This is a genomic window from Bradyrhizobium sp. 44, from assembly GCF_023073095.1.
Classification (GTDB): Bacteria; Pseudomonadota; Alphaproteobacteria; order Rhizobiales; family Xanthobacteraceae; genus Bradyrhizobium.
Map to the genome: position 1 here is coordinate 34,831 of NZ_JADPIY010000020.1, position 26,195 is coordinate 61,025.

A 26,195-nucleotide genomic window follows, 5' to 3' on the forward strand; every position below is an offset into this window, starting at 1 on the left:
TATAATGTCCGTCGACGCCGCTACCGTCCGCCGCATCGCGCATCTGGCGCGCATTGCGGTTTCCGAGGGCGAGGTTCCGCATCTGCAGGGCGAGCTCAACGCCATGCTCGCCTTTGTCGAGCAGCTCTCGGAGGTCGATGTCGAGGGCGTGGAGCCGATGACCTCGGTCACCCCGATGCAGATGAAGAAGCGGCGGGATTTGGTCAATGACGGCGAGATCGCCGACGATATCGTTGCCAACGCGCCCGCGACCGAAGGTCATTTCTTTCTTGTACCCAAGGTCGTCGAGTAACTTTTAGGACTTGGTACGATGTGCATGCTTTGCGACGACGAGAAGGCCTATCAGGCCTACATGAACTATCTCGACAAGATGGAGCGGCAGGGCAAGGCTGCCGACCCCAACGTCGCCGTCAACGCCGTGCTCGACGAGATCGAGGCGGCTGCGAAAGCGGCCGTCAAGAAAGACGACCCGGCCAACGACAAGTCCCTGTCTCCGTTCTTTTGCAGCCCGATCAATAAATGACCGATTTGACATCGCTGACGCTCGCCGAAGCCCGCAAGGGCCTCGCGGCCAAGACTTTCACGTCACTCGAGCTGACCGACGCGCATCTGAACGCGATCGAAGCCGCGCGCGTGCTCAATGCTTTCGTCATGGAAACGCCCGATCGCGCGCGTGACATGGCAAAGGCCGTGGACGAGAAGATCGCCAAAGGCGACGCCGGTCCGCTCGCCGGCATTCCGCTCGGCATCAAGGACCTGTTCGCGACCAAGGGCGTGCGCACCACGGCGTGCTCGAAAATCCTCGGCAATTTCGTGCCGACTTACGAGTCCACCATCACCTCGCAGCTCTGGCGCGACGGCGCGGTGATGCTGGGCAAGCTCAACAATGACGAGTTCGCGATGGGCTCGTCGAACGAGACCTCGTGCTTCGGCCCGGTCGGCAATCCCTGGCGGCGCGACGGGAGCAACACGACGCTGGTGCCGGGCGGCTCGTCCGGCGGCTCGGCCTCCGCCGTGGCGGCGCTGCTCTGCATGGGCGCAACCGCGACCGACACCGGCGGCTCGATCCGCCAGCCGGCGGCGTTCACCGCAACCGTCGGCATCAAGCCGACCTATGGCCGCTGCTCGCGTTGGGGCATCGTCGCCTTTGCCTCCTCGCTCGACCAGGCCGGTCCGATCGCGCGCAGCACGCGCGATGCCGCGATGCTGCTGCGCTCGATGGCCGGCCACGATCCGAAGGACACGACCTCGGTCGACATGGCCGTGCCGGACTACGAGGCTGCGATCGGCAAGTCCGTGAAGGGCATGAAGATCGGCATTCCCAGGGAATACCGTCTCGACGGCATGCCGGCCGAGATCGAAAAGCTTTGGGAAGCGGGTGCGGCCTGGCTGAAAGCGGCCGGCGCCGAACTCGTTGAAGTGTCACTGCCGCACACCAAATACGCGCTGCCGGCCTATTACATCGTGGCGCCGGCGGAGGCGTCCTCCAACCTCGCGCGCTACGACGGGGTGCGCTTCGGCCTGCGCGAGCAGGGCCGGAACGTCAACGAACTCTACGAGAACACCCGCGCCGAAGGTTTTGGCGCGGAGGTGAAGCGCCGCGTCATGATCGGCACCTACGTGCTCTCGGCCGGCTATTACGACGCCTATTATTTGCGCGCCCAGAAGGTGCGTACGCTGATCAAGAAGGACTTTGAGGACTGCTTCGCCAAGGGCGTGGACGCGATCCTGACGCCGGCGACGCCGTCGGCGGCCTTCGGCATCGGCGAAAAGGGTGGGGCGGACCCCGTCGAGATGTACCTCAACGACATCTTCACGGTGACCGTGAACATGGCGGGCCTGCCGGGCATCGCCGTGCCGGCCGGCAAGGACGCGCAGGGCCTGCCGCTCGGCCTGCAGCTGATCGGCCGGCCTTTCGACGAGGAGACGCTGTTCTCGCTCGGCGAGGTGATCGAGCAGGCCGCCGGCCGCTTCACGCCGGCGAAATGGTGGTGAACATGGCGGCGTATATCGGCAGCCTCGACGGCGCCGCGCCGCCCCCGGATCTCAGCGCGCCGCTCGCCGGCTTGTGGTGGGCCGCCAAGGGCGACTGGGACCAGGCGCACAGAATCGTCCAGGACGAGAGCAGCCGCGAGGCCGCCTGGGTGCACGCCTATCTGCACCGGGTCGAGGGCGACCTCGGCAATGCCGGCTATTGGTACCGCCAGGCCGGCCAGCCCGTGGCAACGGATTCGCTTGAAGCAGAATGGCAGCGCATCGTCGATGCGCTGGGTGGGAGTGCATCCACATGAGCGAGCCTGGTTTCACGAGTCCGAAAGCGAAGCCGGAGGATTTATTCGGCCGCTTTCGCGAGATCGTTTCCGATCCGCTCAACCTCCTGATCGAACGCGTCCCGATGGCAGGCCTCGTCGAAGGCGACCAAGTCTATCTGCATAACGGCCTGAAGGTTCCGGGCATCGGGCCCGGAGCGTATTACGGCCCGTTCATCGTCAAGGCCTTCGTCGGCAAGGGCAAATTCGAGGTCGATGCCTTCTTCAGGGACAGGAAGATCAAGCATCTCGACATATTGCAGGCCGATATCCAGGCGTTCGAGGTCGAGATGCTGCAGGGCGCGGAGAGCGTGCTCGCCAAGCGCCGCGTCGATTATCTCTTCATCGCAACCCATTCGCAGGCCCTCCATTACGAAGTCGTCGATCGTCTCAAGGCGCACGGCTACCGCGTCGAGATCTCCAGCGATTTCGAGGAGCAGAGCACGTCGTTCGACGGCTTCGTGTTCGCCTCCTCGCCGGAAGTCGACGCGCTGTTCGGAGCGATCGAGGTGATGGGCCGCCGCGAGATCGCGCTGCGCCAGCCGGCCGAGGTGCTTCGGTCGCTCAACGGACTTCTCGAAGCCGGTGAAGCGCGCGCGGCCAAGGGACCAATGAAGGAACCAGTGAAGCCATGAACGCACCTGCCGCACCCCACAAGCTTCTCAAGGGCTCAACCGGTGACTGGGAGATGGTCATCGGCCTGGAGGTCCATGCTCAGGTGACGTCGAACGCGAAGCTGTTCTCCGGCGCCTCCACCGCGTTCGGCGGCGAACCGAATTCGCATGTGTCGCTGGTCGACGCGGCGATGCCGGGCATGCTGCCGGTCATCAACGAGGAATGCGTCAGACAGGCTGTCCGGACCGGGCTCGGGCTGAACGCGCAGATCAATCTGCGCTCGGTGTTCGACCGCAAGAACTATTTCTATCCGGACTCGCCGCAGGGCTACCAGATCAGCCAGTACAAGTCGCCGATCGTCGGCGAAGGCGAGGTCGTGGTCGAACTCGATGGCGGCAAGACCGCCACCATCGGCATCGAGCGGCTGCATCTGGAACAGGATGCCGGCAAGTTGCTGCACGATCAGTCGCCGACCATGTCCTATGTCGACCTCAACCGATGCGGCGTGGCGCTGATGGAGATCGTCTCCAAACCCGACATCCGCGATGCCGAGCAGGCCAAGGCCTATGTGACCAAGCTGCGCTCGATCCTGCGCTATCTCGGCACCTGCGACGGCGACATGGAGAAGGGATCCCTGCGCGCCGACGTCAACGTCTCCGTGCGCAAGCCCGGCGCGCCGCTCGGCACCCGCTGCGAGATCAAGAACATGAACTCGATCAATTTCATCGGCCAGGCGATCGAGTACGAGGCCAGGCGCCAGATCGAAATCCTCGAGGACGGCGGCGCGATCGACCAGGAGACCCGGCTCTATGACCCCAACAAGGGCGAGACGCGGTCGATGCGGTCCAAGGAGGAGGCGCACGACTACCGCTACTTCCCCGATCCCGACCTGCTGCCGCTGGAGTTCTCGCAAAGCTTCGTCGACGAACTGAAGGCTGAGCTGCCCGAGTTGCCGGACCAGAAGAAGATGCGCTTCGTCGCGGACCTCGGCCTGTCGTCCTACGACGCCAGCGTGCTGGTCGCCGAGCGCGAGAGCGCGGTGTTCTACGAGACCGTGCTGGAAAAGCTCGCCAACCGCGCGCGCGACGGCAAGGTCGCCGCCAACTGGGTGATCAACGAGCTGTTCGGTCGTCTCAACAAGGAAGGCCGGGATATTACGGACTCTCCGGTCGATGCCGCACAGCTCTCAGGGATCATCGACCTGATCGGCGAGGGTACGATCTCCGGCAAGATCGCCAAGGATCTGTTCGAGATCGTCTGGCAGGAGGGCGGCGATCCCCGCGCGCTGGTCGAAAGCCGCGGCATGAAGCAGGTCACGGATCTTTCGGCGATCGAAAAGGTTGTCGACGACATCATCGCGGCCAATCCCGACAAGGCGGCGCAGGTCAAGGACAAGCCGCAGTCGCTCGGCTGGTTCGTCGGCCAGGTGATGAAGGCATCCGGCGGCAAGGCCAACCCGCAGAGCGTCAACGAGCTGCTCAAGTCCAAGCTCGGCATCTGACCTCGCACGTTCGAACGAGGTGACGGACAGGCGTCGTCACCTCGCTTTCGGTTCGCGATGCGACGCTCGCGCGCATCCTCGGCGACGAACTTCATCCCGATCGAACGCGATACGCCGACCGAATCGCCGCCACGCGATTCGCGCAAAACGGCGACTTGCACACGCTCCGACGAGCGCTCGCGCCGTTAATCATGAAAATATTTTCGTTGCCAAAAGCCGCGACTCAGAGTCCGCGAAGCGCCCTCGCGAGGCGCTCGCGCGATTGACGCGACAGGTCACTACCTCGATCGTGCGCGATGCGCGCGTGCAGAAAAATACTTGCTGCATAGTGTTTTTCTGCAGTCGCATCTTTTGCGAACGTCGATGCCGCGGGGACTCTCTGCGCTCGCATGCACACATCGTGCAGTCCGTTTGCATCGTGTTCGCCAGCGCAGGCGCGTTTCGCCGTCAACACTTCTTTAAGCGAGACGCTGTTTTTTTCGTTGTGTTGGTGTATTCGGGATGAGTGTGCACTCGATCCCCGACTGCATGCAGCGATTAAGCCATCTCACACATCGGAGGGCAACATGGCCAAGAAAGCTAAGAAGGCGAAGAAGGCGAAGAAGGCGAAGAGCGCAGTGAAGAAGACTGCGAAGAAGACCCGCAAGGTCGCCAAGAAGAAGTAACTTCGCTTTTTGAAGTTGCCGGCTCCTAGAGAGCCGGCACGTCATCAGCGCCTTCTCGAAGGTTCTGGTCGACGATAGAGGGTGTCGGCGAGACATCAGGTCAACGGTCGGATCGTTCTCTTTCGCGGGTTCGCTCGCCAAAGGCCGGTCCGGCAGAAGAAACAAGTTTTCTTCGTTCGTGCGGTTCTCCGTAAGGGGCTCCGCAATTTCACAAGTGGCCTTCGGGCCAACGTGGAAGCTGGTCCTGACGTGTTCGCCGACGCCCTCGTTCTCATGAGGCCGGGTATTGCCGGCATTCCCATATCCCCACATTGTTGATCTGATCGCGGCGTGGCTGTGCTGCCCTTGAGCAGGCAGGGCTATCGCAGATGAAGTCTCAGCGATGCCTTGAGCGAGCGCCTCGTCCTTCGAGACGACTGGTTCGCGGCCTCCTCGGGATGAGGCTCAGCTGCATCCATCTGCGTTGATGTTGCCGCATACTCGTCCCTCTCCTGAGGGCCGCCGCAGGCGGGCGTCTCGAAAGATGGCCGCAGTCGAGCTTCCCGCCATATGTTTCTTCATAGGCGCGCCCTGCTTGAACAGGGAGGCTGCGGCGCAATTGCACGCTGTTCGCGCGCCGCTTCTCATTCGCGGTGTCATCGCCCGGCTCCGACCGGGATCCAGTACGCCGCAGCTTCTCGTGGGACCATTCCTGTCTCTGGAATACCGGTGACGAGAGCGGAGGGGACACCACCGCACGCCCGTCACCGTGCGCGATGGTTATCGTTCTCCCAAAATCCCAAGGTAAACCGAATCTGACGAATTGCAGAAGTGCCTGCAAAACCGGGACTTCTTGCATTTGTCGTGCGCGCCTGGGGCGGGCGCGTTTACGTCTGCTTCATCGCGATACTTAAACTGCCATTCAAATTTGCCCGCCATCATTACCTCCAACAAGCCGGCAAACGGCACGGGCAACAAGCCTCGGGGATGAGTTGAACAGTTGATTGGACGGGAGCCGCGCTCGGGGGACGAGGCGGCATAAGAAAAAAGGGGATGCGTTATGTTTCAGGGTACTTTCGATCTGGAGACCGCGACGCCGATCGACGCAGGCGCGCTGTCGGACGTGCTGTTCGAGCGCGGCCTGTATTGGGCGAGCGGACGCTCCGGTCTCGTCGATCTCGTCGCCGCACATAAATGGTTCAACCTCGCCGCGCTCAAGGGCCGCAAGGACGCCGTGACGCTGCGCCAGGAAGTCGCCGGACAGATGTCGGACGCCGACATCTCGGCCGCGCAACGCGAGGCGAGGGCCTGGGTCTCCGCCCACTGAGCGGAGAATCTCGTTCTCGTTGCACAGGTGAAGCTGATTTGTGCTGAATCAGGTTCCCTCGTGGTCCGCCAACCGGATTCGGAGCGGCATGAGGCCACCGTCGCGTGTCAGGTGAAGGAACGCACCGATCTCGGATTCCGCGGCGGGGTGGCGGAGAGGGAGGGATTCGAACCCTCGATACAGCTTGAGACCGTATGACGCTTTAGCAAAGCGTTGCCTTCAGCCACTCGGCCACCTCTCCGGTGCGAGCCTTATGCATCTAATTACTTGGGCTGGTCAATTTGGAAGCGTGTGTTTTTGCTCGAATATTCCCAGCGAATTCCGAAACCATGCGGTTTGCTCCCGGGGCGAGAACGTAATGCCGCGACAACGGACGCAAAGCCGGAGGGTCTGGCGCGTTTATTATGAGTGATCTTGCCGCGGATAAAAGCTAGCTTCATCTATATAAATATTTGATTTTGCTATCAAATGTGACTTTGGGCTTGCCTTGGGGGCTGCCTTAGTCGCCGTGTATCAAGCGATTGACTTGCAAGTGATTGATCTTGTTGTCGCTTTCCGCAAGTCGCCAGAAGCCATGAGCGTGGTAGTCGCCCTCAGATCGGCCGACAGGGTCCCGTGTCAGGTCGCGCGACAGCCACCCTTATCAATCGGGATAACGCGCTCGCCGCCGAGGGGCTGCCCCATCGCGCCCGGCGTCGCCGCAATCAGGAAAGGCTGCCGGGCTGGAACGCTCGCTAGTCCCTCGCCGGCCGGGATGCGCCGCTACGGTCTCATCTTGCAATGTCGGGGCCGATGGTATGATTGACCGACGTCCCGAGGGAGGAATGGACTTGGCGGGTGAACTGCAGACCTAAATTTCGACGTGCTGTCGAAGCCTTTCACGCCCATGATTTGGTCAAAGCGGAAAGAATACTGCAGCAGATCGCAAAATCCTCCAGGAACATCTTCGAAGTCGAACATCTGCTGGGCGTGGTGAAGCTCGTACAAGGTCGATTTGGCGGAGGCCGAGATGCATCTCAGGGCGGCCGTGGCCCTGAACGGAAGCAGCGACGAGGCCCTCAGCAATTATGGATATGCGCTCAAAGCGCTGAATCGGCCTCAGGAAGCCCTGGCCTATTTCACGCGCGCATTGGCGGTGAATCCGCGCAATCCCCTTTCATATCACAACATAGGTACGATCCTTGCCGAGTTCGCGAGAAGCTATGGCGAAGCGATTGAGCAATTCGACAAGGCGACATTCTACAATCCGAACTTTGCCGATGCGTACGCAAGCAAGGGCGGCTGCCTGGAAAAGCTCAGGCATTACGAGGATGCCCTCGTGGCCTACGACAAAGCGTTGTCGATCAGGCCTGACCTGGAGGCTGCATGGCTTGGTCGAGGCAATGCACTCCGGAATCTCAGGCGGTACGACGACGCATTTGCCACGTACGACCAGGCGCTGTTGGCCAGGCCGGATGTCCCGAGTGCATGGGTTGGCCGAGGTGAAGTTCTCACCGATCTCAAGCGCCACGACGAGGCGCTGGCTGCGTACGACAAGGCGATCTCGATCAAGCCCGACCTCGAGAGCGCGTGGGTTGCCCGGGGGCATGTTTTCTGGAGCCTTAAGCGCTACGACGAAGCCTCGGCAGCCTATGACAGGGCGCTCTCGATCAAGTCCGACCTGGAGAACGCGTGGCTTGGTCGGGGCAACGTGTCCTTCGATCTCAAGCGCCTTGACGAGGCGTTGGCTGCCTATGACAGGGCGTTGTCGATCCGCCCTGATCTGGCGGAAGCCTGGCTTGGCCGCGGCAATGTTCTCACCGAGCTCAAGCGCCGTGACGATGCACTCGCTGCGTACGACCGGGCGCTGTCGATCAAGCCTGATCTCGCCGAGGCGTGGCTTGGTCGCGGCAACGTGGGGTGGGGGCTGAAGCGCTACGAGGAGGCTCTTGCCGCGTATGACAGGGCGCTCGCGATCAAGGCCGACATCGAGGGGGCCTGGATTGGCCGTGGCAATGTCTTTACCGAGCTCGGGCGCTATGACGAAGCCTTCGTCGCCTCGACAAGGCGGTGTCGATCAGGCCTGACCTCGAGGGTATCGAGGGTTTGCGTCTTCTTGCGAAGATGAACCTGTGCAATTGGGACAATCTGGACGAAGAGATCGGCCAGTTGACGGCAGCAATACGACTCGGAAGGCCAATAGTTCTCCTTTTGCTTTGCTGTCCCTGACGGATTCTCCCGATGATCAGCTCAGCTGCGCCAGGACCTGGGTGAGGGCAAAGCTCCCGCATGTCTCCAGAACGAGGTCAGGTGGTGAATCCGTCGCCACGACAAGATCCGGGTCGGATATGTTTCACCCGACTTTCGCAAGCATCCGGTCGGGTACCTCACTGCCGAGATCTTCGAGAGTCACGATCCCGACCGCTTCGAGACGTACTCGTTTTCTATGGTCCTGACGACAACCGCGATCTGCGCAAGCGGCTCGAAAAGTCATTTCATCGCTTTGTCGATTGCGAGCACAAGCTCGACGGTGAAGTCCTGAAAGCTGTCGACGATGCGCAGATCGATATTCTTGTCGATCTTGCTGGCCACACGCACAATGCCAGGCTGTCGTTGTTCGCGGCCAGTCCGGCTCCGATCGTCGTCAACTATCTTGGGTTCGCGGGGACGTTGGGGAGCGGGGAGCTAGCCGACTACATCATTGCCGATCCGATCGTGCTGCCAGATCAAAACAGCGAATTCTTCGACGAGAAGGTCGTTCGTTTGCCCGGCAGCTTCATGCCGCGTGATAATCGCGTCGGGACAATCGACGATGCTGCGCCCGATCGGGCCGACCACGATTTGCGGCAGGAATGGACTGTGTTTTGCTGCTTCAACAACGCCTAAAGATCAATCCGGCTGTCTTTGGCTCCTGGATGAATATCTTGAAGAGCGTGGACCAGTCGGTCTTGTGGCTGTCCGACGTCGGCGAGATCGCAAAATCGAATCTGCGGAAGGAAGCCAAGGGCAGGGGCGTCGACCCGGATCGCCTGGTGTTTGCAAGGCGCGTTGCGTCTTCATCCGAACATTTGGGGCGCCATCGCCTCGCCGACCTCTTCCTGGATACGCTGCCCTACAACGCACATACGACGGCCAGCGACGCGCTGTGGGCTGATCTGCCGGTGGTGACCCACATCGGGAATAGTTTCGCCGGCCGCGTGGCGGCAAGCTTGCTGAGCGCTGTCGGCCTGCCTGAGCTGATCACGCGAACGCGTGCGGAGTATGAAGCACTCGCGATCGAGCTGGCGCTTGATAAACAGAAGCTGGCGGATATTCGCGGACGGCTGCAAGGGAACCACCTGACCGCATCACTGTTTGATGCGGCGCTCTACGCAAGCCGGCTGGAGACAGCTTACGAGGCTATGTATCAACGACATCAGGCAGGCTTGCCGCCGGATCATATCGATGTTCAAGCGCGGGGATGATGAGGACGACGGTCGCAGCCACTTGATGGTTGGGCGAGCCAATTCCTAAGGAGTGGCGCGCGCCGAGTCCCTGGTTGATTCCACGATTCGGACGCCTCAGACCGACAGCAGAGCGTCTCCACGGGTGTGAGGGGCCGGTGCCGGAACTTTTGACGGCAACTGAAACCCGTCGAAAAAACCCAACAAACTCAAAGCGTTACAAAGTCGCCCTGATCACATCTGCGTGTTATTTGTGCAACACCCGCCGGAAAACACGCTCCACCGGCTCGTTCTGAAGCGTTCTGTTGTTGTGTGTGCAAGGGCGTTCGGTAATTGTGACTGAGCGACGGAGGGGGGCATCCCGAGGTCGTCCCGTCTTAGGTGGTTCGCTTAAGTCCCTCGCGTTCAGCGGGTGTGTCCGAAGGCGCGAAGCGACTAAGCGGTGGATTTAAGGGACAAGGGAACCAACCTTAGGGTGTCTTCACCCAGCGGATCCGGAACCTTCCCTATGGCAAACTTGGAGGTTTAACATGAAGTTGGTTAAGAGCCTTTTGCTCGGTTCCGCAGCGGGTCTGATCGCTGTCGGCGGAGCGCAGGCAGCCGATCTCCCCGTGAAGGCCAAAGCGGTCGAATACGTGAAGATCTGCTCCCTGTACGGTGCGGGTTTCTACTACATCCCCGGCACGGACACCTGCATCAAGCTGGGTGGTTATCTGCGCGCTGAAGTCGCGCTGAACACCAACTCGGACTACAGCGGTCAGTTCACCGGCAATAACGGTTCCCGCAACCGTCTGACGAACTACTACACCATGCGCGCTCGTGAAGATCTCAACATCGACACGCGCACCGCGACCGAGTACGGCGTTGTCCGTACCTTCTTCGACGGCGTGTTCTCCTGGACGACCGGCAACTACAACGGTACCGGCAGCGCGACTGGCACGACCGCCTACAGCAGCACGCTGGCCCTCAACACCTCGGGTGCGGCCCCGGCTCTCGTCGGTTCCTCGATCAACGGAAACGACGGCGGCACCTCGGGCGGCTCGCTCGGCGTGTACTACGCCTTCATCCAGTTCGCTGGCTTCACGATGGGTAAGGCCGTGTCGCAGTTCGACGCGCCCTGGACCAACTACCCGGGCAACAACTACGACGGTCTCGTCGGCGGCAGCGGCACGGTCACTGGTGTCAACCAGTTCTCCTACACCGCTGACTTCGGTCAGGGCGTGACGGCAGCGTTCTCGGCTGAAGATAGGGCGGCCTACTATGACGCCGGCAACCTGAACATGACCGGCGCGTCTGCGGCTGGCATTCTTGGTGGCTCGTATGGCTCCAACGCCATCGGCGGCACGCGTTCGCCGAACCTCGTTGGTATGGTCCGCGTCGACCAGGCCTGGGGTCTCTTCCAGGCGTCGGTGGCTGCACATGACAACCACGTTGCCTACTACGGCGCGACCGAACCCACCGGTCATCCCGATGACAAGTGGGGTTGGGCGGTTCAGCTCGCTCTGTCGATCAAGAACATCCCGACCGGTGCGGGTGACGTGATCAACATCCAGGGCGTCTACACCGACGGTGCGACCCGCTACAACTTCCAGAACCTCGCGGGCAGCAGCTACTCGATGTTTGGCAGCTCCGGCGTTGCCTACCAGAGCGTCGGCTTCGCCAATGCTCCGGACACCGTGTTCGTCACGGGCAGCCAGCAGGAAACGGTCAAGACCTGGGGCTTCCGCGGTGCGTACACCCACAACTGGGACCCCTACTGGAACACCGCGATCTACGGTGCTTACGCCCAGGCCCAGTTCGGTTCCTTGGCCAAGACCACGATCTGCGGCGCCGGTGGTGCTGGTGGCGTGTTCGGCGGCATTGCCGGTGTGACGGGTTGTAACCCGGACTTCGCCGTCGGCTCGGTGGGTCTCATCACCCGCTGGACCCCGGTCAAGAACTTGACGTTCTCGGCTGACGTTGCCTGGACCCGTATCGACCAGAAGTATTCTGGTGTCATTGGCACCGTTACTCCGTCCGGTACGACGGGCAAGCCGCTTGCAGCCTACGAGCTGAAGGATCAGGACACCGTTACCCTGCTCCTCCGCGCTCAGCGCAACTGGTAAGTTCGGTCTAACGACCTGATAGAAAGCCCCGGCGGGAAACCGCCGGGGCTTTTCGTTTGCCGGTGATGCTTGTTTTTGCCTCCGCCCCATGGCGACCGCGTTGGAGCGTCGCTGTCCATTGCTCGATCGTTCGTCGTGACCTGATCGAAGCTGCGTCGGGGAGAGGGGATCTCTGCGCTGCACGCCAGCCCCGACCGAGGCGCGCGGTTCTGGCCGTCGTTGAACCATCGCGGACTTGCGAACCCCCGCTTATCAGGTGTTCAGCCGGAAGGGATCGATGCCTTCTTGGAGCCGCAGGGCAACGGAGAGCTCACCGATCTGACCGCGACCCTGCAGGCCGAAGAGCTTGGCAGCTCCACAAGGTTCTGACAGTTCCAAGGGCTCTGGCAATCTCGAAGATACTGGCACTCACGAGGCGCGTGTCGAGAAAGCCCCGCTGACGATTGCACGCCAGTTCTTCTTCGGTGGCTCAAGTCCCGGCGACGTTGGCGGTCGCCACCAAAAGGCTTCCCGGCAGCGAGTCGAGGGAAGATGCCTCTATTCCACGCTACCGGCGCCGCGGCGCAAATCGGCTTCGATCTGCAACCGCGTGCCACCACCGAAGCGGGCGCGGTAGACCTGAAGGTTCTCCATGATCCGCTGCACGTAGTTGCGTGTCTCGGAGAACGGAATCAGCTCGACCCAGTCGACCGCGTCGACCTTGGGATCGCGCGGATCGCCGTAACGATCGACCCACTTCTTCACACTGCCGCGGCCGGCATTGTAGGCGGCGAAGGTCATGATGTAGGAGCCGCGATAGTCCTCGAGCAGCCCACCGAGCTCGGCCGAGCCGAGCGTGGCGTTGTAGGCCGAATCGTTCTTCAGACGTCCCAGATCGTAGGTCCCGCCGTGCCGCTTGCAGACATAGCGCGCGGCGTCCGGCGTCACCTGCATCAGCCCATAGGCCTGGGCCGGCGAGACGACCGAGGGATTGAAGGCGCTCTCCTGCCGCGCGATGGCGTAGATGATGCTGCGCTCGACCTCGGGGCCGATCGGCGTGAACTGCGGAATGCCGTTGACGGGATAGGCATAGAAATCGAACGGCAGCCCGCGATTGAGCGCGGCCTTGCCTAGCAGCAGCATGCCGCGCGCGTCGCTGTGGCGCTGGGTGAGCTCGCCAAGGCCGGCTAGCGCTTCGGGATCGCCGTTCTCGCCCATGTCGGCGAGAACAGGTATCGCCATCTCGCGCTCGTCGAGCTCGTAGAGCAGCTGCGCGGCGCGCACGATCTCCAGCCGTTCGGCACCGCGGCTGCGCGGCTGAGCGTTGAGCTCGATCTGCGGCAGGCCGAGCTTGGCGCGTGCGAGCTGGCCGTAATAGCTGGTCGATTGCTCGGCGGCCCGCGTGTAGGCGTTGCGCGCCTCCTGCTGGCGGCCTGCAGCTTCCGCGGCGCGGCCCTGCCAATAGCCGGCGCGCGCCAGCGTGGTCGGATTGACGCTGCCGATCCCGATTCGGGCAAAATGCTGGGTGGCAGCCGCGGGATCGTTGAGGAAGCGCAGCGCGATCCAGCCGGCTGTGAACTCCTGCTCGGTCTTGTAGATGTCGCGCGAGGGCAGGGCGGCATCGCGCGCGATCAGATAGGCGCTGCGGAATTCCTCGGTGTCGATCATCTTGCGCGCCAGGAGGCGCCGCTCGATCCACCATTCGTCGAGATTGTAGAGCCGGCCCGGATCCTTCGGTGCCGACAGCATGAGCTGGGCGGCTTCCGCAAATTTCTCCTCGCGGCGCAGCAGCTGGATCTTGCTGAAGATGAAGCCGGGATCGCCGTGCAGCTCGCGCGGCACGGCTTCGAGCAGCGCACGCGCGTTCGGCGCTTTCTTGAGCGAGGCGATGCGGGCCTTGGCGAGTGCGACATAGCCGGCGCCGAGGCGCTTCGCAGCACGCAGTGCGGCCTCGTTCTCGCTGCCGTAGAGCAGCGTGTCCATCCGCGCCTTCTGATCGCCGGGCGTCAGCAGCGCGCCGAACTGGTCGAGTGCGTTGTTCTCGGTCTCTTCCGACATCGGGTCGCTGCGCCAGGCATCGCGCACCAGACGTTCGGCGTTGGCGCGGTCGCCGCGCGCCAGCATCGCCTTCGCAAGCGTGAAGCGGCCCTTGGCGGACACGGGCGATTCGTTCTCGAACCACGACCACGCGACCTGGTCGTCGCGCCTGTCGTCCCACATCGCGGCCTCGAGGCGCCGGCGTAGGAAGGTCTGCGACGGCCAGCTCGGATTGGCGGAGAGGAAGGCGCGGTAGCGCTCCACCGTCGCGCCATTGTCCTCGCTGCGAAGGATGATCCATTCCGCGAGTTTTCGCGCGACGGGATCCGAGATCGCGGCCGCGGCATTGGTCGCGTCGCCCGACTTGCGCTTGCGCACGAGCTCGATCACGGTTTCCAGCGTGTCCTTGTCGGCTTGCGAGGTCGAGGAGGTCGCGGCAACCGCAGCCGGTGTGACCGGCTTGCGCGGGGCGGCATGCTGGCGGGTCGCAGGAGCCAGGACAGGAGCCGCGACGGGCTTGGCGGGGGCCGGGGCGGTCGGTCTGACGATGGCCGTCGCAGCCGGCGCGGGGGCGGTCTTCGGGACCGAGCCGCCAACGGTCGGCGTTGACTTTGGCGCGGCAGCCGTAGGCTTCAGCTTGTCCTTCGCAGGTTCCTTGTCTGCGTTCTTGCCAGCATCCTTGCCCGCATCCTTGGCAGGCTTCTTCGCGGCATCCTTGGCGGGGGCACTGGTCGCGCCCTTGCTTGCCCCCTTGGCGGCGTCCTTCGGAGTTTCCTTGCCGGCTCCCTTGGACGCACCTTTCGCAGTGTCCTTGGCGGCTGGCTTGCCTGCGGGTTTCGCGGTTTCCTTCGCGGTTTCCTTGGCCGTTTCCGCGGTTGTCTCATTGGATTTGGCCCAGGCGGCGCAGCCGGCCGACAGCCCTGCCATCAGGCACACGATCAGGCCGGTGGATCGCCATGCGGCGCGCGGAAATGAGATCACGGCGTTTCGTCGCCCCGAATCAGTCAATTGGCTCAAGACCTAGCTGTACAAGATCTGGCTGTATTTGATTGAATATGCGGACAAATTACCAACAGCCGCTTACCTTCGCCCGGTTTGCACCACCACCGCGGCAAAATCGCGGCCTAAACGGTGCGTCAGACGGGAGCGGGTCTTTTACCGGCGGGATAGACCCGATATGAATGCGGCCTGCGCTCAAGATTGCCGCGTACGGAGGAAGTCCATGGCAGCCAAGACAAAATTCCGGGGATCGTTCACCGCCTTGGTCACGCCGTTCAAGAACGGCTCGCTGGACGAGGCGGCGTTTCGCTCCCTGGTCAACTGGCAGATTTCAGAGGGCACCAACGGCCTGGTTCCCGTCGGCACCACCGGAGAGAGCCCGACGCTGAGCCATGACGAGCACAAGAAGGTCGTCGAATGGTGCATCGAGGAAGCGAAAGGCCGCGTGCCTGTCGTCGCCGGCGCCGGCTCCAACTCGACCAAGGAGGCGATCGAGCTCGCCCAGCACGCCGAGAAGGCGGGCGCCAATGCGGTTCTGGTCGTGACGCCCTACTACAACAAGCCGACCCAGGAAGGCATGTACCAGCACTTCAAGGCGATCAACGACGCGATCGGGATTCCGATCATCATCTACAACATCCCGCCGCGCTCGGTGATCGACATGTCGGTCGACACCATGGCGCGGCTCTGGGAGCTCAAGAACATCGCCGGCGTCAAGGACGCCACGGCCAGCATGGTCCGCGTCTCGCAGCAGCGCGCGGCAATGGGCGAGGACTTCAACCAGCTCTCGGGCGAGGATGCGACCATCCTCGGTTACATGGCGCATGGCGGCCATGGTTGTATCTCGGTGACCTCGAACGTCGCGCCGCGGCTGTGCTCCGAGTTCCAGGCCGCCTGGGCGAAGGGCGACCATGCCACCGCGTTGAAGCTGCATGACAAGCTGATGCCGCTCCACAACAACCTCTTCATCGAGAGCAATCCGGCGCCGATCAAGTACGCGCTGTCGCTGCTCGGCAAGCTCGACGAGACGCTGCGGCTGCCGATGGTGCCGGTCACCGAACCGACCCGCGTTGCCGTGCGCAGCGCGATGGTTCATGCTGGCCTCATCAACTGACGCGCTAGCCGATTGGGGAATTTTTCATGGCGATCGAGGAAAGAGGCACGCGGATGCTCACGGAGTTCCGCGAGTTCGCCATGAAGGGCAACGTCGTCGACCTCGCGGTCGGCGTCATCATCGGCGCGGCCTTCGGCGCCATCGTGACGTCGCTGGTCGGCGACGTGATCATGCCGATCATCGGTGCGGCCACCGGCGGTCTCGACTTCTCGAACTACTTCACGCCGCTTTCGGGCAAGGTCACCGCGGCAAATCTCGCGGACGCGAAAAAGCAGGGCGCCGTCTTGGCTTGGGGCAACTTCCTCACGCTGACGATCAACTTCATCATCATTGCCTTCGTGCTGTTCCTGGTGATCCGTGCCATGAACAAGCTGAAGCGCAAGGACGAGGCAGAGCCTGCCGCTCCGCCAAAGCCGTCGGCCGAGGTCGAGCTGCTGACCGAGATTCGCGATCTCCTCAAGAAGTCTTGACGCGCGCGCTTCATCCAAACTGTTAGCGTCCTCGCGCATCTCGATCAGGTTTGTCTTCCATGGCCGACAAGAACGAACGTCCGATCAAGGTCATGGCGGAAAATCGCAAGGCCCGCTTCAACTATGCGATCGAGGATACGATCGAGGTCGGCATTGCGTTGACCGGCACCGAGGTCAAGTCGATCCGCAGCGGCAAAAGCACGATCGCGGAATCCTACGCCGATTCCAAGAACGGCGAGATCTGGCTGATCAACGCCACCATTCCGGAATATCTCCAGGGCAATCGCTTCAATCACGAGCCCAAGCGGCCGCGAAAACTGCTGCTGCATCGCAAGCAGATCAACAAGCTGATGGGGGCGGTCGACCGCGAAGGCATGACGCTGATCCCGCTCAAGCTTTACTTCAACGAGCGTGGCCGCGCGAAATTGCAGCTAGCGGTTGCAAGAGGCAAGAAGCTGCACGACAAGCGCGAGTCCGAGAAGAAGCGCGACTGGAGCCGGGAGAAGGGCCGCCTGATGCGTGCGAGGGGATAGCGGGATGACTCAGAGAAACCTGCTCGAGGTCGATTGGAGCCGGATTCCCGCACCCGCGGACGACGGTGGTGCCGCGCACCTGCAAGGCATGACATTGCCGCCGGTCAGCCTGCTCGCGACTGACGACACGTCGGTCGCGCTGTCGGCGCTGCGTGGCCGAACCGTGGTGTTCGCCTATCCGCGCACCGGCGAGCCCGGCAAGATCGCGCTGGTCGACGATTGGGACATGATCCCGGGCGCGCGCGGCTGCACGCCGCAGACTTGCGCATTTCGCGATCTGTTCGCCGAACTGAAGGCCGCCGGCGCCGCGCAGGTGTTCGGCCTCTCGACCCAGAGCAACGCGTACCAGACCGAGATGGCCTCGCGGCTGCATCTGCCGTTCCCGGTGCTCTCGGACGAGAAGCTGGCGCTGACGCGCGCCCTGAATTTGCCGACCATGGAGGTCGCGGGCCTGACGCTGATCAAGCGCCTCGCGCTGATCGTTGACGACGCCAGGATCACGCGTGTGTTCTATCCGGTGTTTCCGCCCGACCGGAACGCCGGCGATGTCCTGGACTGGCTGAAGGGCAATCCCGCCACGGGCTCGTCTAAGGACTAGTCGAGGTCGGCCTTCACCTTCGCGAACACGGAGCGGAACATGTCCGGCGTCAGCACGCGGGTGTTCGTGTTGTAGCGGGAGCAGTGATAGCTGTCGTAGAGCCTGAATGCGCCGGCCTGATGCACGGCGCCGTGGCCGAAGGGGGCCTGTGATCCCTTCAGGTTCAGCGGCTTGAGCACGGTGTCGTGCGCAATACGCCCGAGGGCGACGATCGCGCGCAGGTTCGGCATCGTTGCGAGATTCGCCGCGAGGAACTGCCGGCAGGTGTTGATCTCGACCGGCAGCGGCTTGTTCTGCGGCGGCACGCAATGCACCGCATTGGCGATCCGACAGTCGACCAGCTTCAGGCCGTCGTCGGGACGCGCCTGATATTTGCCCTTGGCGAAGCCGTATTCGAGCAGCGTCGCGTAGAGCAGGTCGCCGGCATAATCGCCGGTGAAGGGACGGCCGGTACGGTTGGCGCCCTGCATCCCCGGCGCGAGGCCGACGATCAGCAGGCGCGCCTTGATGTCGCCGAAAGGCGCAACCGGTGCATTGTGCCACAATGGCTCGCGCGCGCGGTTCGCCTCGCGAAAGGCGACCAGGCGCGGACAGAGCGGACAGTCACGGTCGGGGACGAGGCTGAGAGGCTGGCGGCTTGACCGGGCCGCCTCACTCCTCAAAGTCGTCATCGCCCCTCGCCGGCGCCATCGTGGTCGCGCGCTGGAGGAACTGCGGAGCGTGGTGGCGCGCCTCGCGGTCGCCGCGGTCACGCGGGGCGGGGCGCTCGGACGGGTCGCGGCCGAGCTTGGACTGCAGCTCGACGAGGTCGGTGAAGACGTCGGCCTGCCGGCGCAGCTCGTCGGCGATCATCGGCGGCTGGCTCGCGATCGTGGAAATCACGGTGACCCGCACGCCGCGGCGCTGAACGGCCTCGACCAGGGAGCGGAAGTCGCCGTCACCGGAGAACAGCACCATCTGGTCGATGTGCTCGGCGAGCTCCATGGCGTTCACGGCGAGCTCGATGTCCATGTTGCCCTTGACCTTGCGGCGGCCGGAGGCGTCGATGAACTCCTTGGTCGCCTTGGTGACGACGGTGTAGCCGTTGTAGTCGAGCCAGTCGATCAGCGGCCGGATCGAGGAGTACTCCTGATCCTCGATGATGGCGGTGTAGTAGAACGCCCTCAGCAGCGTCCCGCGACTCTGAAACTCCTTCAGCAGGCGCTTGTAATCGATGTCGAAGCCCAGAGTTTTCGCCGTCGCGTAGAGATTGGCTCCATCGATGAAGAGCGCGATCTTGTCGGAAGAGGAAGGTGACATTCAGTTTGCTCGCGTAGAGTTCGTGATTGATCGTTTATTGTTGGCGCGGCGACAGCAAGCCGCGCACTTCTAAAGTCCCGCCGAAACCCGTCGAAACCGCAAATCCGGAGAAGTCGGGGCAATCAAGGTATAGTTATGGCCAACTTGCACACTCCCGGCGCCGCCGTCGCCGGCAGCCCGGGAAACCACCCATCCCAGCCCCAATGTGGGGGTAGCAGAGCCGTTTGGCGAGGCCAAATCACAAATTGGCCTTGCGAAACCCTGCCGGCCCCTATAACTACCGCCATTCATCCACATATTTCGTCCCACCCACAACGGAGCGACAGTCGATGGCTCGCGTCACCGTAGAAGATTGTATCGACAAGGTCGACAACCGGTTTGACCTGGTCCTGCTGGCCGCCCACCGCGCCCGCATGATTTCGTCTGGTTCACAACTAACGGTTGACCGCGATAACGACAAGAACCCTGTTGTGTCTTTGCGCGAAATTGCTGAGACCACCATTTCGCCGGAGGACCTCCGCGAGGAGCTGGTGCACTCGCTGCAGAAGTTCGTCGAGGTCGACGAGCCCGAGCCGGACACCGTGCCGCTGATCGGTTCCGCCGGTGCAAGCGTGGATGCAGACGATACCGAAGTCGCCGTTGAGCGCATGACGGAAGAAGAGCTCCTGAAGGGTCTCGAAGGCCTGGCGCCGCCCGAGGAGCAGCCCGAGGAGGACGAGTAAATCGTCCCATCGCGCTCATCGACTTCTTTGTGATCTTATCAAAGGCCCGAACCGTTGTTCGGGCCTTTGCTTTTGTTGGCGTTTTCGTGGTTACCATAGCGTGGTCGGTTCGCGCCTGTTCCTGTCACTGAATTGATCGGACACGCGCGCGATCGGAGCTAAGATGTATACAACGGGCTGTGTCGTGGTCCGTTTGAAGGCAGGACGGCATGGTATATCGACGCCGCACACCAACGCAGATGCAGGCCGCAACCGAATCGGTTGCCGTGGCCCCGACTGCGCCGGTGGCGCGCCCTGCGAAGCCTCGCGCACGCATGATGCGTCAATATGACCTCGTCGAGCGCGTCAGGTCCTACAATCCCAACACCGACGAAGATTTGCTGAACCGCGCCTATGTCTACGCCATGAAGGCGCACGGCTCGCAGACCCGCGCCTCGGGTGACCCGTACTTCTCCCATCCGCTCGAAGTGGCGGCGATTCTGACCGACCTGAAGCTCGACGACGCCACCATCGTGGCTGCGCTGCTCCACGACACGATCGAGGACACCGAAGCGACGCGGGCCGAGATCGACCAGATCTTCGGGCCCGAGATCGGCGCGCTGGTCGAGGGCCTGACCAAGCTGAAGCGGCTGGAGCTGGTGTCGCGGGAGGCCAAGCAGGCCGAGAATCTGCGCAAATTGTTGCTGGCCATTGCCGACGACGTCCGCGTGCTCCTGGTGAAGCTCGCCGACCGCCTGCACAACATGCGCACGCTGGACTTCGTGCCGACGGAATCGCGACGGCGCATTGCCGAGGAGACGCTCGACATCTATGCGCCGCTGGCAGGGCGCATGGGCATGCAGGAAATGCGCGAGGAGCTGGAGGACCTGTCGTTCCGGACCCTCGACCCGGAAGCCTATTCGGTGGTGATGCAGCGGCTCGATGCGCTGGCCGAGCGCAACCGCAATCTGATCGGCGAAATCGAGGACCAGCTCTCCAACAATCTGCGGCACCGGGGCTTGGGGGCGCGGGTCTATGGCCGCCGCAAGAAGCCATTCTCGATCTGGACCAAGATGGAGCGCAAGTCGGTCGGCTTCGAGCAATTGTCCGACATCTTCGGTTTCCGCGTCGTCGTCAACGACATCGAGGCCTGCTACCGCGCGCTCGGCATCGTCCACACGAACTGGCCGGTCGTGCCCGGGCGGTTCAAGGACTACATCTCGACGCCGAAGCAGAACGACTACCGCTCGATCCACACCACCGTGATCGGCCCCGGCAATCAGCGCGTCGAGTTGCAGATCCGCACCGAGGCGATGGACCAGATCGCCGAGCGCGGCATCGCCGCGCACGTGTTCTACAAGGAAGGCGTGGGCTCGCCGACCGAATTTCTCAAGCGCGAGTCCAATGCGTTCGCCTGGTTGCGCCACACCATCGGCATCCTCTCGGAGAGCGCCAACCCCGAGGAATTCCTCGAGCACACCAAGCTCGAGCTGTTCCACGACCAGGTGTTCTGCTTCACTCCGAAAGGCAAGCTGATCGCGCTGCCGCGCCATGCCAACGTGATCGACTTCGCCTATGCCGTACACACCGACGTCGGCAACAGCGCGGTAGGCTGCAAGATCAACGGCCAGTTCGCGCCGCTGTCTTCGGAGCTTCAGAACGGCGACGAGGTCGAAGTGTTGACCTCGGAAGCGCAAGCGGCGCCGCCGTCGGCCTGGGAAACGCTCGCGGTCACCGGCAAGGCGCGCGCCGCGATCCGTCGCGCCACCAGGACCGCGGTGCGAGATCAATATGTCGGTCTCGGCCGGCGCATCGTCGAGCGCCTGTTCGAGCGCGCCAAGATCGAATACGCCGACGACAAGCTCAAGGGCGCGCTGCCGCGACTGGCGCGGACCTCGATCGAGGACGTCATGGCGGCTGTGGGACGCGGCGAGATCAAGGCCTCCCACGTCGCGCGTGCGATGTATCCCGACTACAAGGAGGAGCGCATCGCGCGCTACGGCGTCAAGAAGGGGCTTGCCGGCAAGCTCAAGGAGAAGTCGTCCGAACCGCCGCGCAGCCCGGTCGCGATCCCGATCCGCGGCATCAATTCCGACCTGCCAGTGAAGTTCGCGCCGAACGGCGGCGCAGTGCCTGGTGACCGCATCATCGGCATTGTCACGCCGGGCGAGGGCATCACCATCTACCCGATCCAGGCCCCGGCCCTGAAGGATTTCGAGGAGGAGCCGGAGCGCTGGCTCGATGTGCGCTGGGACATCGAGGACTCCACGCCACAGCGCTTCCCGGCCCGCATCAAGGTCGAGAATGTCAACGAGCCTGGCGCGCTGGCGCAGATCGCGACCGTGATCGCCGAGCACGACGGCAACATCGACAACATCAGCATGCAGCGCCGCTCACCGGATTTCACGGAGACGACGATCGATCTCGAAGTCTACGATCTCAAGCATTTGAGCGCGATCCTGGCCCAGCTGCGCGCGAAGGCGGTCGTCGCCCGCGCCGAACGTGTTAATGGATAGACCCCTTCCGTCCTGGTCTATCCCTATGATTCCGTGAGTCCCGAAATGCCTGCACCTCCGCTCCGCCTCGGCGTTAATGTTGACCATGTCGCGACCCTGCGTAACGCGCGCGGCGGCCGCAATCCCGATCCGGTGCGCGCGGCGCTGCTGGCGATCGAGGCCGGTGCCGACGGCATCACCGCCCATTTGCGCGAGGATCGCCGGCACATCCGCGACGAGGACATGGCGCGGCTGAAAGCCGAGATCTCCAAGCCGCTCAATTTCGAGATGGCGGCGACCGACGACATGATGCGCATTTCGCTCGCCACCAGGCCGCACGCGGTGTGCCTCGTGCCGGAGCGGCGCCAGGAGGTGACGACCGAAGGCGGGCTCGACGTCGTCGGCCAGCACAATGCGCTGGCGCCCTATATCGCGCGGCTGAACGATGCCGGCATCCGGGTGTCGCTGTTCATCGCGGCAGATCCCGCCCAGATCGAGATGGCGGCGCGGCTGCGCGCCCCCGTGATCGAGATCCACACCGGCGCCTGGTGCGACGCCGTCGTCGACGGTCACACTGATAAGGCCGAGGCCGAATGGCGGCGGATCGTGGCGGGGGCGAAGCTCGCGAAGGAAGCGGGGCTGGAGGTTCACGCCGGACACGGGCTGGACTATGCGACGGCGGAGACGATCGCAGGCTTGCCGGACATCATGGAGCTCAACATCGGCTATTACATGATCGGCGAAGCCCTGTTCGTGGGTCTCGCCGAGACGGTTCGCAGCATGCGCGCAGCGATGGACCGCGGCCGGAGCCGGGCATGATCATCGGCATCGGCTCCGATCTGATCGATATCACCCGTGTCGGCAAGGTGATCGACCGCCATGGCGAGCGCTTCCTCGATCGCATCTTCACCGCGGCCGAGCGGGCCAAGGCGGAGCGGCGCGCCAAGAACGAGAAGATGGTGGTCGCGACCTACGCCAAGCGCTTCGCCGCTAAAGAGGCCTGCTCCAAGGCGCTCGGCACCGGCATCAGGCGCGGCGTGTGGTGGCGCGACATGGGTGTGGTCAACCTGCCGGGAGGGCGGCCAACCATGCAATTGACGGGCGGGGCGCTGGCCCGGCTCCAGGCCCTGACGCCCGAGGGGTTCGCGGCGCAGATCGACCTGTCGATCACCGATGACTGGCCGTTGGCACAGGCCTTCGTCATCATTTCCGCCGTGCCGCTGGCCAAACCCTGACGGTACTCCGATCATTTTATAATTCACATTCAAAATCAAATGCTTATGCAGTTTTGATGCGATCCTTGATTGCGTGGCCTCCGACAACCGTCTAAAAGTCCGCGGACGCAAATCAGGCTGGGCGAATTCGGCTTTACGCCGGAATTGGCCCTCATTATCAGAATCAGGACAATCTCCTTGGCCGCGAGCGATGGGCTGCTCGCGCGAGGAGGGCGCTCTGTGACCGCCGGCCGAATTGAGAGAGCAATGAGCGTGACTTCAGGAACGAAAACTGAGAGCGGCGTCGGCGAAACGATCCGGGTCGTGATCCACGCTCTCCTGATCGCGCTGGTGATCCGCACCTTCCTGTTCCAGCCGTTCAACATCCCATCCGGCTCGATGAAGGCGACACTGCTGGTCGGCGACTATCTGTTCGTCTCGAAATATTCCTACGGCTACAGCCACTATTCGATCCCGTTCTCGCCGCCGCTGTTCTCGGGGCGGATCTGGGGCTCGGACCCGAACCGAGGCGACATCGTCGTATTCCGCCTGCCGAAGGACGATTCCACCGACTACATCAAGCGCGTGATCGGCCTGCCCGGCGACCGCATCCAGATGCGGGACGGGCTGCTCTACATCAACGACACGCCGGTCGAGCGGCAGCGCATGAGCGAATTTGTCGGCGAGGACCCCTGCGGCGCTGAAGGCAGCGGCGTCTCCCGGGTGAAGCGCTGGAAGGAAACGCTGCCGAATGGGGTGTCCTACGAGACGCTGGACTGCGCCGACAACGGCTACGTCGACAACACCAATGTCTACACCGTGCCGACCGGCCACTTCTTCATGATGGGCGACAACCGCGACAATTCCACCGACAGCCGCTTCCTCGGCCAGGTCGGCTACGTCCCACAGGAGAATTTGATCGGGCGCGCCCAGATGATCTTCTTCTCGATCGCCGAGGGCGAGCATGCCTGGATGTTCTGGCGCTGGCCGTGGGCGGTGCGCTGGAATCGCTTCTTCAAAATCGTCCGATGAAAGACGAAGCCAAGGACATCGCGACCCTACCGACCGAGGCGCAAGCGGGCCCCGACGGCGAAGCTGCGACCAAGACTCTTGAGAGCAAGACTCTTGAGAGCAAGGCGCTCGAGATCAAGGCGCCTGCAAAGAAGAAGCGGGTGCGGAGCAGCAAGGCCAGGAGCTCGGATGCGAATGCGGGGCTCGAGGCACGCATCGGCTACAGCTTTGCCGATCCGAATCTCTTGATGCAAGGCATCACGCATGTCTCCGCGCTGAAGTCCGGGCGCAAGCGCGGCGACAGCTATCAGCGGCTGGAATTCCTCGGCGACCACGTGCTCGGGCTCGTCGTCTCCGATATGCTCTATCATGCCTTCCCGAACGCCGATGAAGGCGAGATGTCCAAGCGACTTGCCGAACTGGTGCGCAAGGAGAGCTGCGCCGATGTCGCCAAGTCGCTCGGTCTGCTCGACGACATCAAGCTCGGCTCGGTCGGCCCCAGCGCCGACGCGCGCCTGCGCAAGAGCGTGCTCGGCGACATCTGCGAGGCCGTGATCGGCGCCGTCTTCCTCGACGGCGGCTACGCGGCGGCGGCCGACTTCGTCAAGCGCAACTGGACCGAGCGCATGCACAAGCCGCGGCGTCCGTTGCGCGATCCCAAGACAGTTCTTCAGGAATGGGCGCAGGGCAAGGGATTGCCGACGCCCGTTTATCGCGAGGTCGAGCGCACCGGCCCGCATCATGATCCGCAATTCCGCGTCGCGGTCGATCTTCCGGGACTAGCTCCGGCGGAAGGCATCGGCGGCAGCAAGCGCGCGGCAGAGAAGGTAGCAGCTTCAGTGATGATCGAACGTGAAGGCGTTGGCGGCGGCAATGACGGTTGAAGCAAGCGGCGAGGCGCCCACTGCCACGCGCTGCGGCTTCGTCGCGCTGATCGGCGCGCCGAACGTCGGCAAATCCACGCTGGTCAATGCGCTGGTCGGGGCCAAGGTCACGATCGTCTCGCGCAAGGTGCAGACCACGCGCGCGCTGATCCGCGGCATCGTGATCGAGAACAACGCGCAGATCATCCTGGTCGATACGCCGGGCATCTTCCTGCCCAAGCGCCGGCTCGACCGCGCCATGGTCTCGACCGCCTGGAGCGGCGCGCATGACGCCGACCTCGTCTGCGTGCTGCTGGATGCCAAGGCCGGCATCGACGAGGAAGCCGAGGCGATCCTCACCAAGGTCGCCAGCGTCAAGCACGAGAAGATTTTGGTCATCAACAAGGTCGACCTGGTCCAGCGCGAGAAGCTGCTGGCGCTGGCGCAGGCCGCCAACGAGCGCATGGCCTTCGCAAAGACCTTCATGATCGCGGCGATCTCCGGCGACGGCGTCGACGACCTCAGGCATACACTGGCCGAGATCGTGCCGCCGGGGCCGTTCCTCTATCCCGAAGACCAGATGTCGGACGCGCCGATGCGGCAGCTTGCGGCCGAGATCACGCGCGAGAAGATCTTTCGCAAGCTGCACCAGGAATTGCCCTACCAGTCCACGGTCGAGACCGACAAGTGGGAGGAGCGCAAGGACAAATCGGTGCGCATTGAGCAGACGATTTTCGTCGAGCGCGAAAGCCAGCGCAAGATCGTGCTCGGCGCGGGCGGCGCCACCATCAAGTCGATCGGCGCGGACTCGCGCAAGGAGATCGGCGAGATCCTGGGCGTGCCGGTGCACCTGTTCCTGTTCGTCAAGGTGCGCGAGAACTGGAGCGACGATCCCGATCGCTACCGCGAGATGGGCCTGGAATTTCCCAAAGAATAACCAAGAAAAAGATCGGTCAGCG

At 63.0% G+C, this 26,195-nt stretch carries 25 protein-coding genes, 1 tRNA gene and 1 pseudogene; 23 read left to right on the top strand and 4 right to left on the bottom strand.

From position 1 onward, the window contains the following. Positions 1-4 precede the first annotated feature (4 nt). The 7 genes from gatC to IVB41_RS22370 all read left to right on the top strand — a co-directional run bounded on the left by gatC (position 5) and on the right by IVB41_RS22370 (position 6,396). On the top strand, positions 5-292 hold the full coding sequence (gene gatC / locus IVB41_RS22340) for an Asp-tRNA(Asn)/Glu-tRNA(Gln) amidotransferase subunit GatC (protein WP_247435025.1): 288 nt from the start codon (positions 5-7) through the stop codon (positions 290-292). An 18-nt stretch (positions 293-310) separates the two neighbouring features. Continuing rightward, the gene (locus IVB41_RS22345; protein WP_247435028.1) at positions 311-523 is read left to right on the top strand and encodes a hypothetical protein; all 213 of its coding nucleotides are present in this window, start codon (positions 311-313) and stop codon (positions 521-523) included. Beyond that, positions 520-1,995 carry an Asp-tRNA(Asn)/Glu-tRNA(Gln) amidotransferase subunit GatA gene (gatA, locus tag IVB41_RS22350; protein ID WP_247435033.1) on the top strand — a complete coding sequence of 492 codons (1,476 nt, stop codon included), beginning with the start codon at positions 520-522 and terminating at the stop codon, positions 1,993-1,995. The genes IVB41_RS22345 and gatA overlap by 4 nt, the downstream gene beginning before the upstream one ends. Continuing rightward, positions 1,986-2,291 carry a hypothetical protein gene (locus IVB41_RS22355; protein ID WP_247435036.1) on the top strand — a complete coding sequence of 102 codons (306 nt, stop codon included), beginning with the start codon at positions 1,986-1,988 and terminating at the stop codon, positions 2,289-2,291. Before gatA ends, IVB41_RS22355 begins: the two co-directional genes overlap by 10 nt. After that, entirely contained in the window at positions 2,288-2,944 is a 657-nt protein-coding gene (locus tag IVB41_RS22360) for an FkbM family methyltransferase (protein ID WP_247435039.1), read from the top strand. The genes IVB41_RS22355 and IVB41_RS22360 overlap by 4 nt, the downstream gene beginning before the upstream one ends. Beyond that, positions 2,941-4,425 carry an Asp-tRNA(Asn)/Glu-tRNA(Gln) amidotransferase subunit GatB gene (gene gatB, locus IVB41_RS22365; RefSeq protein WP_247435041.1) on the top strand — a complete coding sequence of 495 codons (1,485 nt, stop codon included), beginning with the start codon at positions 2,941-2,943 and terminating at the stop codon, positions 4,423-4,425. Before IVB41_RS22360 ends, gatB begins: the two co-directional genes overlap by 4 nt. Positions 4,426-6,129: 1,704 nt before the next feature. Then, positions 6,130-6,396 (top strand): hypothetical protein, encoded by a 267-nt coding sequence (locus IVB41_RS22370; protein ID WP_007611206.1) that lies wholly within the window; start codon positions 6,130-6,132, stop codon positions 6,394-6,396. Positions 6,397-6,544: 148 nt separating this feature from the next. On the opposite strand, the gene IVB41_RS22375 is transcribed toward IVB41_RS22370, so the two are convergent. Further along, positions 6,545-6,637 (bottom strand) — tRNA-Ser (locus IVB41_RS22375). Between the two features lie 753 nt (positions 6,638-7,390). On the opposite strand from IVB41_RS22375, the gene IVB41_RS22380 reads away from it, so the two are divergent. From IVB41_RS22380 to IVB41_RS22395, 5 genes and pseudogenes are all read left to right on the top strand, one after another. Further along, positions 7,391-8,503 (top strand): tetratricopeptide repeat protein, encoded by a 1,113-nt coding sequence (locus IVB41_RS22380; protein ID WP_256464249.1) that lies wholly within the window; start codon positions 7,391-7,393, stop codon positions 8,501-8,503. A gap of 207 nt (positions 8,504-8,710) precedes the next feature. Then, a complete protein-coding gene (locus tag IVB41_RS35925) occupies positions 8,711-8,917 on the top strand; it encodes a hypothetical protein (protein WP_407062499.1) in 207 nt (68 codons plus the stop codon). Next, positions 8,836-9,261, top strand: a pseudogene (locus IVB41_RS22385) (hypothetical protein); the annotation flags it as partial. The gene IVB41_RS35925 and the pseudogene IVB41_RS22385, both read left to right, overlap by 82 nt. A 47-nt stretch (positions 9,262-9,308) precedes the next feature. Next, positions 9,309-9,839, top strand: a complete 531-nt coding sequence (locus IVB41_RS22390) for a hypothetical protein (protein ID WP_247435727.1) — start codon at positions 9,309-9,311, stop codon at positions 9,837-9,839. A 509-nt stretch (positions 9,840-10,348) separates the two neighbouring features. Next, positions 10,349-11,923, top strand: coding sequence for a porin (locus IVB41_RS22395; RefSeq protein WP_247286780.1), 1,575 nt, complete (start codon positions 10,349-10,351; stop codon positions 11,921-11,923). 537 nt (positions 11,924-12,460) lie between these two features. Here the strand turns inward: IVB41_RS22395 and IVB41_RS22400 are convergent. Continuing rightward, positions 12,461-14,866: a transglycosylase SLT domain-containing protein gene (locus IVB41_RS22400; RefSeq protein WP_247435730.1), complete on the bottom strand. Its 2,406-nt coding sequence runs from the start codon at positions 14,864-14,866 to the stop codon at positions 12,461-12,463. Between the two features lie 295 nt (positions 14,867-15,161). Here IVB41_RS22400 and dapA point away from each other — a divergent pair, with 295 nt between their 5' ends. Genes dapA through IVB41_RS22420 form a run of 4 tightly spaced genes read left to right on the top strand, consistent with a single transcriptional unit; the run spans position 15,162 to position 17,653 of the window. Beyond that, complete coding sequence (gene dapA / locus IVB41_RS22405) at positions 15,162-16,052, top strand: 4-hydroxy-tetrahydrodipicolinate synthase (RefSeq protein ID WP_007603384.1); 891 nt, start codon at positions 15,162-15,164, stop codon at positions 16,050-16,052. A 53-nt stretch (positions 16,053-16,105) separates the two neighbouring features. After that, positions 16,106-16,522, top strand: a complete 417-nt coding sequence (gene mscL, locus IVB41_RS22410; protein ID WP_027567293.1) for a large conductance mechanosensitive channel protein MscL — start codon at positions 16,106-16,108, stop codon at positions 16,520-16,522. A 59-nt stretch (positions 16,523-16,581) separates the two neighbouring features. Continuing rightward, the gene (gene smpB, locus IVB41_RS22415) at positions 16,582-17,055 is read left to right on the top strand and encodes an SsrA-binding protein SmpB (RefSeq protein ID WP_247435051.1); all 474 of its coding nucleotides are present in this window, start codon (positions 16,582-16,584) and stop codon (positions 17,053-17,055) included. A 4-nt stretch (positions 17,056-17,059) separates the two neighbouring features. Continuing rightward, positions 17,060-17,653, top strand: coding sequence for a peroxiredoxin (locus tag IVB41_RS22420; protein WP_247435054.1), 594 nt, complete (start codon positions 17,060-17,062; stop codon positions 17,651-17,653). On the opposite strand, the gene IVB41_RS22425 is transcribed toward IVB41_RS22420, so the two are convergent. Further along, positions 17,650-18,324, bottom strand: coding sequence for a uracil-DNA glycosylase (locus IVB41_RS22425; protein WP_247435057.1), 675 nt, complete (start codon positions 18,322-18,324; stop codon positions 17,650-17,652). The two genes, IVB41_RS22420 and IVB41_RS22425, sit on opposite strands and share 4 nt — an antisense overlap. Beyond that, complete coding sequence (locus tag IVB41_RS22430; RefSeq protein WP_106944133.1) at positions 18,305-18,952, bottom strand: NYN domain-containing protein; 648 nt, start codon at positions 18,950-18,952, stop codon at positions 18,305-18,307. Before IVB41_RS22430 ends, IVB41_RS22425 begins: the two co-directional genes overlap by 20 nt. Before the next feature lie 329 nt (positions 18,953-19,281). Between IVB41_RS22430 and rpoZ the strand changes: the two genes are divergently transcribed. The 7 genes from rpoZ (at position 19,282) to era (ending at position 26,173) form a co-directional block, all read left to right on the top strand. Beyond that, the gene (gene rpoZ / locus IVB41_RS22435) at positions 19,282-19,674 is read left to right on the top strand and encodes a DNA-directed RNA polymerase subunit omega (RefSeq protein ID WP_007603391.1); all 393 of its coding nucleotides are present in this window, start codon (positions 19,282-19,284) and stop codon (positions 19,672-19,674) included. A 209-nt stretch (positions 19,675-19,883) separates the two neighbouring features. After that, the gene (locus IVB41_RS22440; RefSeq protein WP_027567287.1) at positions 19,884-22,169 is read left to right on the top strand and encodes a bifunctional (p)ppGpp synthetase/guanosine-3',5'-bis(diphosphate) 3'-pyrophosphohydrolase; all 2,286 of its coding nucleotides are present in this window, start codon (positions 19,884-19,886) and stop codon (positions 22,167-22,169) included. 45 nt (positions 22,170-22,214) lie between these two features. Beyond that, entirely contained in the window at positions 22,215-22,967 is a 753-nt protein-coding gene (locus IVB41_RS22445) for a pyridoxine 5'-phosphate synthase (protein WP_247289317.1), read from the top strand. Beyond that, entirely contained in the window at positions 22,964-23,383 is a 420-nt protein-coding gene (gene acpS, locus IVB41_RS22450; protein ID WP_007611179.1) for a holo-ACP synthase, read from the top strand. The genes IVB41_RS22445 and acpS overlap by 4 nt, the downstream gene beginning before the upstream one ends. A gap of 246 nt (positions 23,384-23,629) precedes the next feature. Next, the gene (gene lepB / locus IVB41_RS22455; protein WP_007603395.1) at positions 23,630-24,394 is read left to right on the top strand and encodes a signal peptidase I; all 765 of its coding nucleotides are present in this window, start codon (positions 23,630-23,632) and stop codon (positions 24,392-24,394) included. Further along, on the top strand, positions 24,391-25,257 hold the full coding sequence (gene rnc / locus IVB41_RS22460) for a ribonuclease III (RefSeq protein ID WP_247289319.1): 867 nt from the start codon (positions 24,391-24,393) through the stop codon (positions 25,255-25,257). The genes lepB and rnc overlap by 4 nt, the downstream gene beginning before the upstream one ends. Continuing rightward, positions 25,247-26,173 (top strand): GTPase Era, encoded by a 927-nt coding sequence (gene era, locus IVB41_RS22465; protein WP_007611165.1) that lies wholly within the window; start codon positions 25,247-25,249, stop codon positions 26,171-26,173. The genes rnc and era overlap by 11 nt, the downstream gene beginning before the upstream one ends. Positions 26,174-26,195: the final 22 nt, after the last annotated feature.

What these genes read in the sequence shown, in the direction of transcription:
- mscL (WP_027567293.1), top strand. Translation starts at nt 16,106, where the DNA reads ATGCTCACGGAGTTCCGCGAGTTCGCCATGAAGGGCAACGTCGTCGAC.
- rnc (WP_247289319.1), top strand. Translation starts at nt 24,391, where the DNA reads ATGAAAGACGAAGCCAAGGACATCGCGACCCTACCGACCGAGGCGCAA.
- era (WP_007611165.1), top strand. Translation starts at nt 25,247, where the DNA reads ATGACGGTTGAAGCAAGCGGCGAGGCGCCCACTGCCACGCGCTGCGGC.
- IVB41_RS22355 (WP_247435036.1), top strand. Translation starts at nt 1,986, where the DNA reads ATGGTGGTGAACATGGCGGCGTATATCGGCAGCCTCGACGGCGCCGCG.
- IVB41_RS22425 (WP_247435057.1), bottom strand. Translation starts at nt 18,324, where the DNA reads ATGACGACTTTGAGGAGTGAGGCGGCCCGGTCAAGCCGCCAGCCTCTC.
- smpB (WP_247435051.1), top strand. Translation starts at nt 16,582, where the DNA reads ATGGCCGACAAGAACGAACGTCCGATCAAGGTCATGGCGGAAAATCGC.
- IVB41_RS22420 (WP_247435054.1), top strand. Translation starts at nt 17,060, where the DNA reads ATGACTCAGAGAAACCTGCTCGAGGTCGATTGGAGCCGGATTCCCGCA.
- dapA (WP_007603384.1), top strand. Translation starts at nt 15,162, where the DNA reads ATGGCAGCCAAGACAAAATTCCGGGGATCGTTCACCGCCTTGGTCACG.
- lepB (WP_007603395.1), top strand. Translation starts at nt 23,630, where the DNA reads ATGAGCGTGACTTCAGGAACGAAAACTGAGAGCGGCGTCGGCGAAACG.
- IVB41_RS22445 (WP_247289317.1), top strand. Translation starts at nt 22,215, where the DNA reads ATGCCTGCACCTCCGCTCCGCCTCGGCGTTAATGTTGACCATGTCGCG.
- IVB41_RS22360 (WP_247435039.1), top strand. Translation starts at nt 2,288, where the DNA reads ATGAGCGAGCCTGGTTTCACGAGTCCGAAAGCGAAGCCGGAGGATTTA.
- IVB41_RS22440 (WP_027567287.1), top strand. Translation starts at nt 19,884, where the DNA reads ATGGTATATCGACGCCGCACACCAACGCAGATGCAGGCCGCAACCGAA.
- gatA (WP_247435033.1), top strand. Translation starts at nt 520, where the DNA reads ATGACCGATTTGACATCGCTGACGCTCGCCGAAGCCCGCAAGGGCCTC.
- IVB41_RS22370 (WP_007611206.1), top strand. Translation starts at nt 6,130, where the DNA reads ATGTTTCAGGGTACTTTCGATCTGGAGACCGCGACGCCGATCGACGCA.
- IVB41_RS22430 (WP_106944133.1), bottom strand. Translation starts at nt 18,952, where the DNA reads ATGTCACCTTCCTCTTCCGACAAGATCGCGCTCTTCATCGATGGAGCC.
- gatC (WP_247435025.1), top strand. Translation starts at nt 5, where the DNA reads ATGTCCGTCGACGCCGCTACCGTCCGCCGCATCGCGCATCTGGCGCGC.
- IVB41_RS22345 (WP_247435028.1), top strand. Translation starts at nt 311, where the DNA reads ATGTGCATGCTTTGCGACGACGAGAAGGCCTATCAGGCCTACATGAAC.
- IVB41_RS22400 (WP_247435730.1), bottom strand. Translation starts at nt 14,866, where the DNA reads ATGGCAGGGCTGTCGGCCGGCTGCGCCGCCTGGGCCAAATCCAATGAG.
- acpS (WP_007611179.1), top strand. Translation starts at nt 22,964, where the DNA reads ATGATCATCGGCATCGGCTCCGATCTGATCGATATCACCCGTGTCGGC.
- IVB41_RS22395 (WP_247286780.1), top strand. Translation starts at nt 10,349, where the DNA reads ATGAAGTTGGTTAAGAGCCTTTTGCTCGGTTCCGCAGCGGGTCTGATC.
- rpoZ (WP_007603391.1), top strand. Translation starts at nt 19,282, where the DNA reads ATGGCTCGCGTCACCGTAGAAGATTGTATCGACAAGGTCGACAACCGG.
- gatB (WP_247435041.1), top strand. Translation starts at nt 2,941, where the DNA reads ATGAACGCACCTGCCGCACCCCACAAGCTTCTCAAGGGCTCAACCGGT.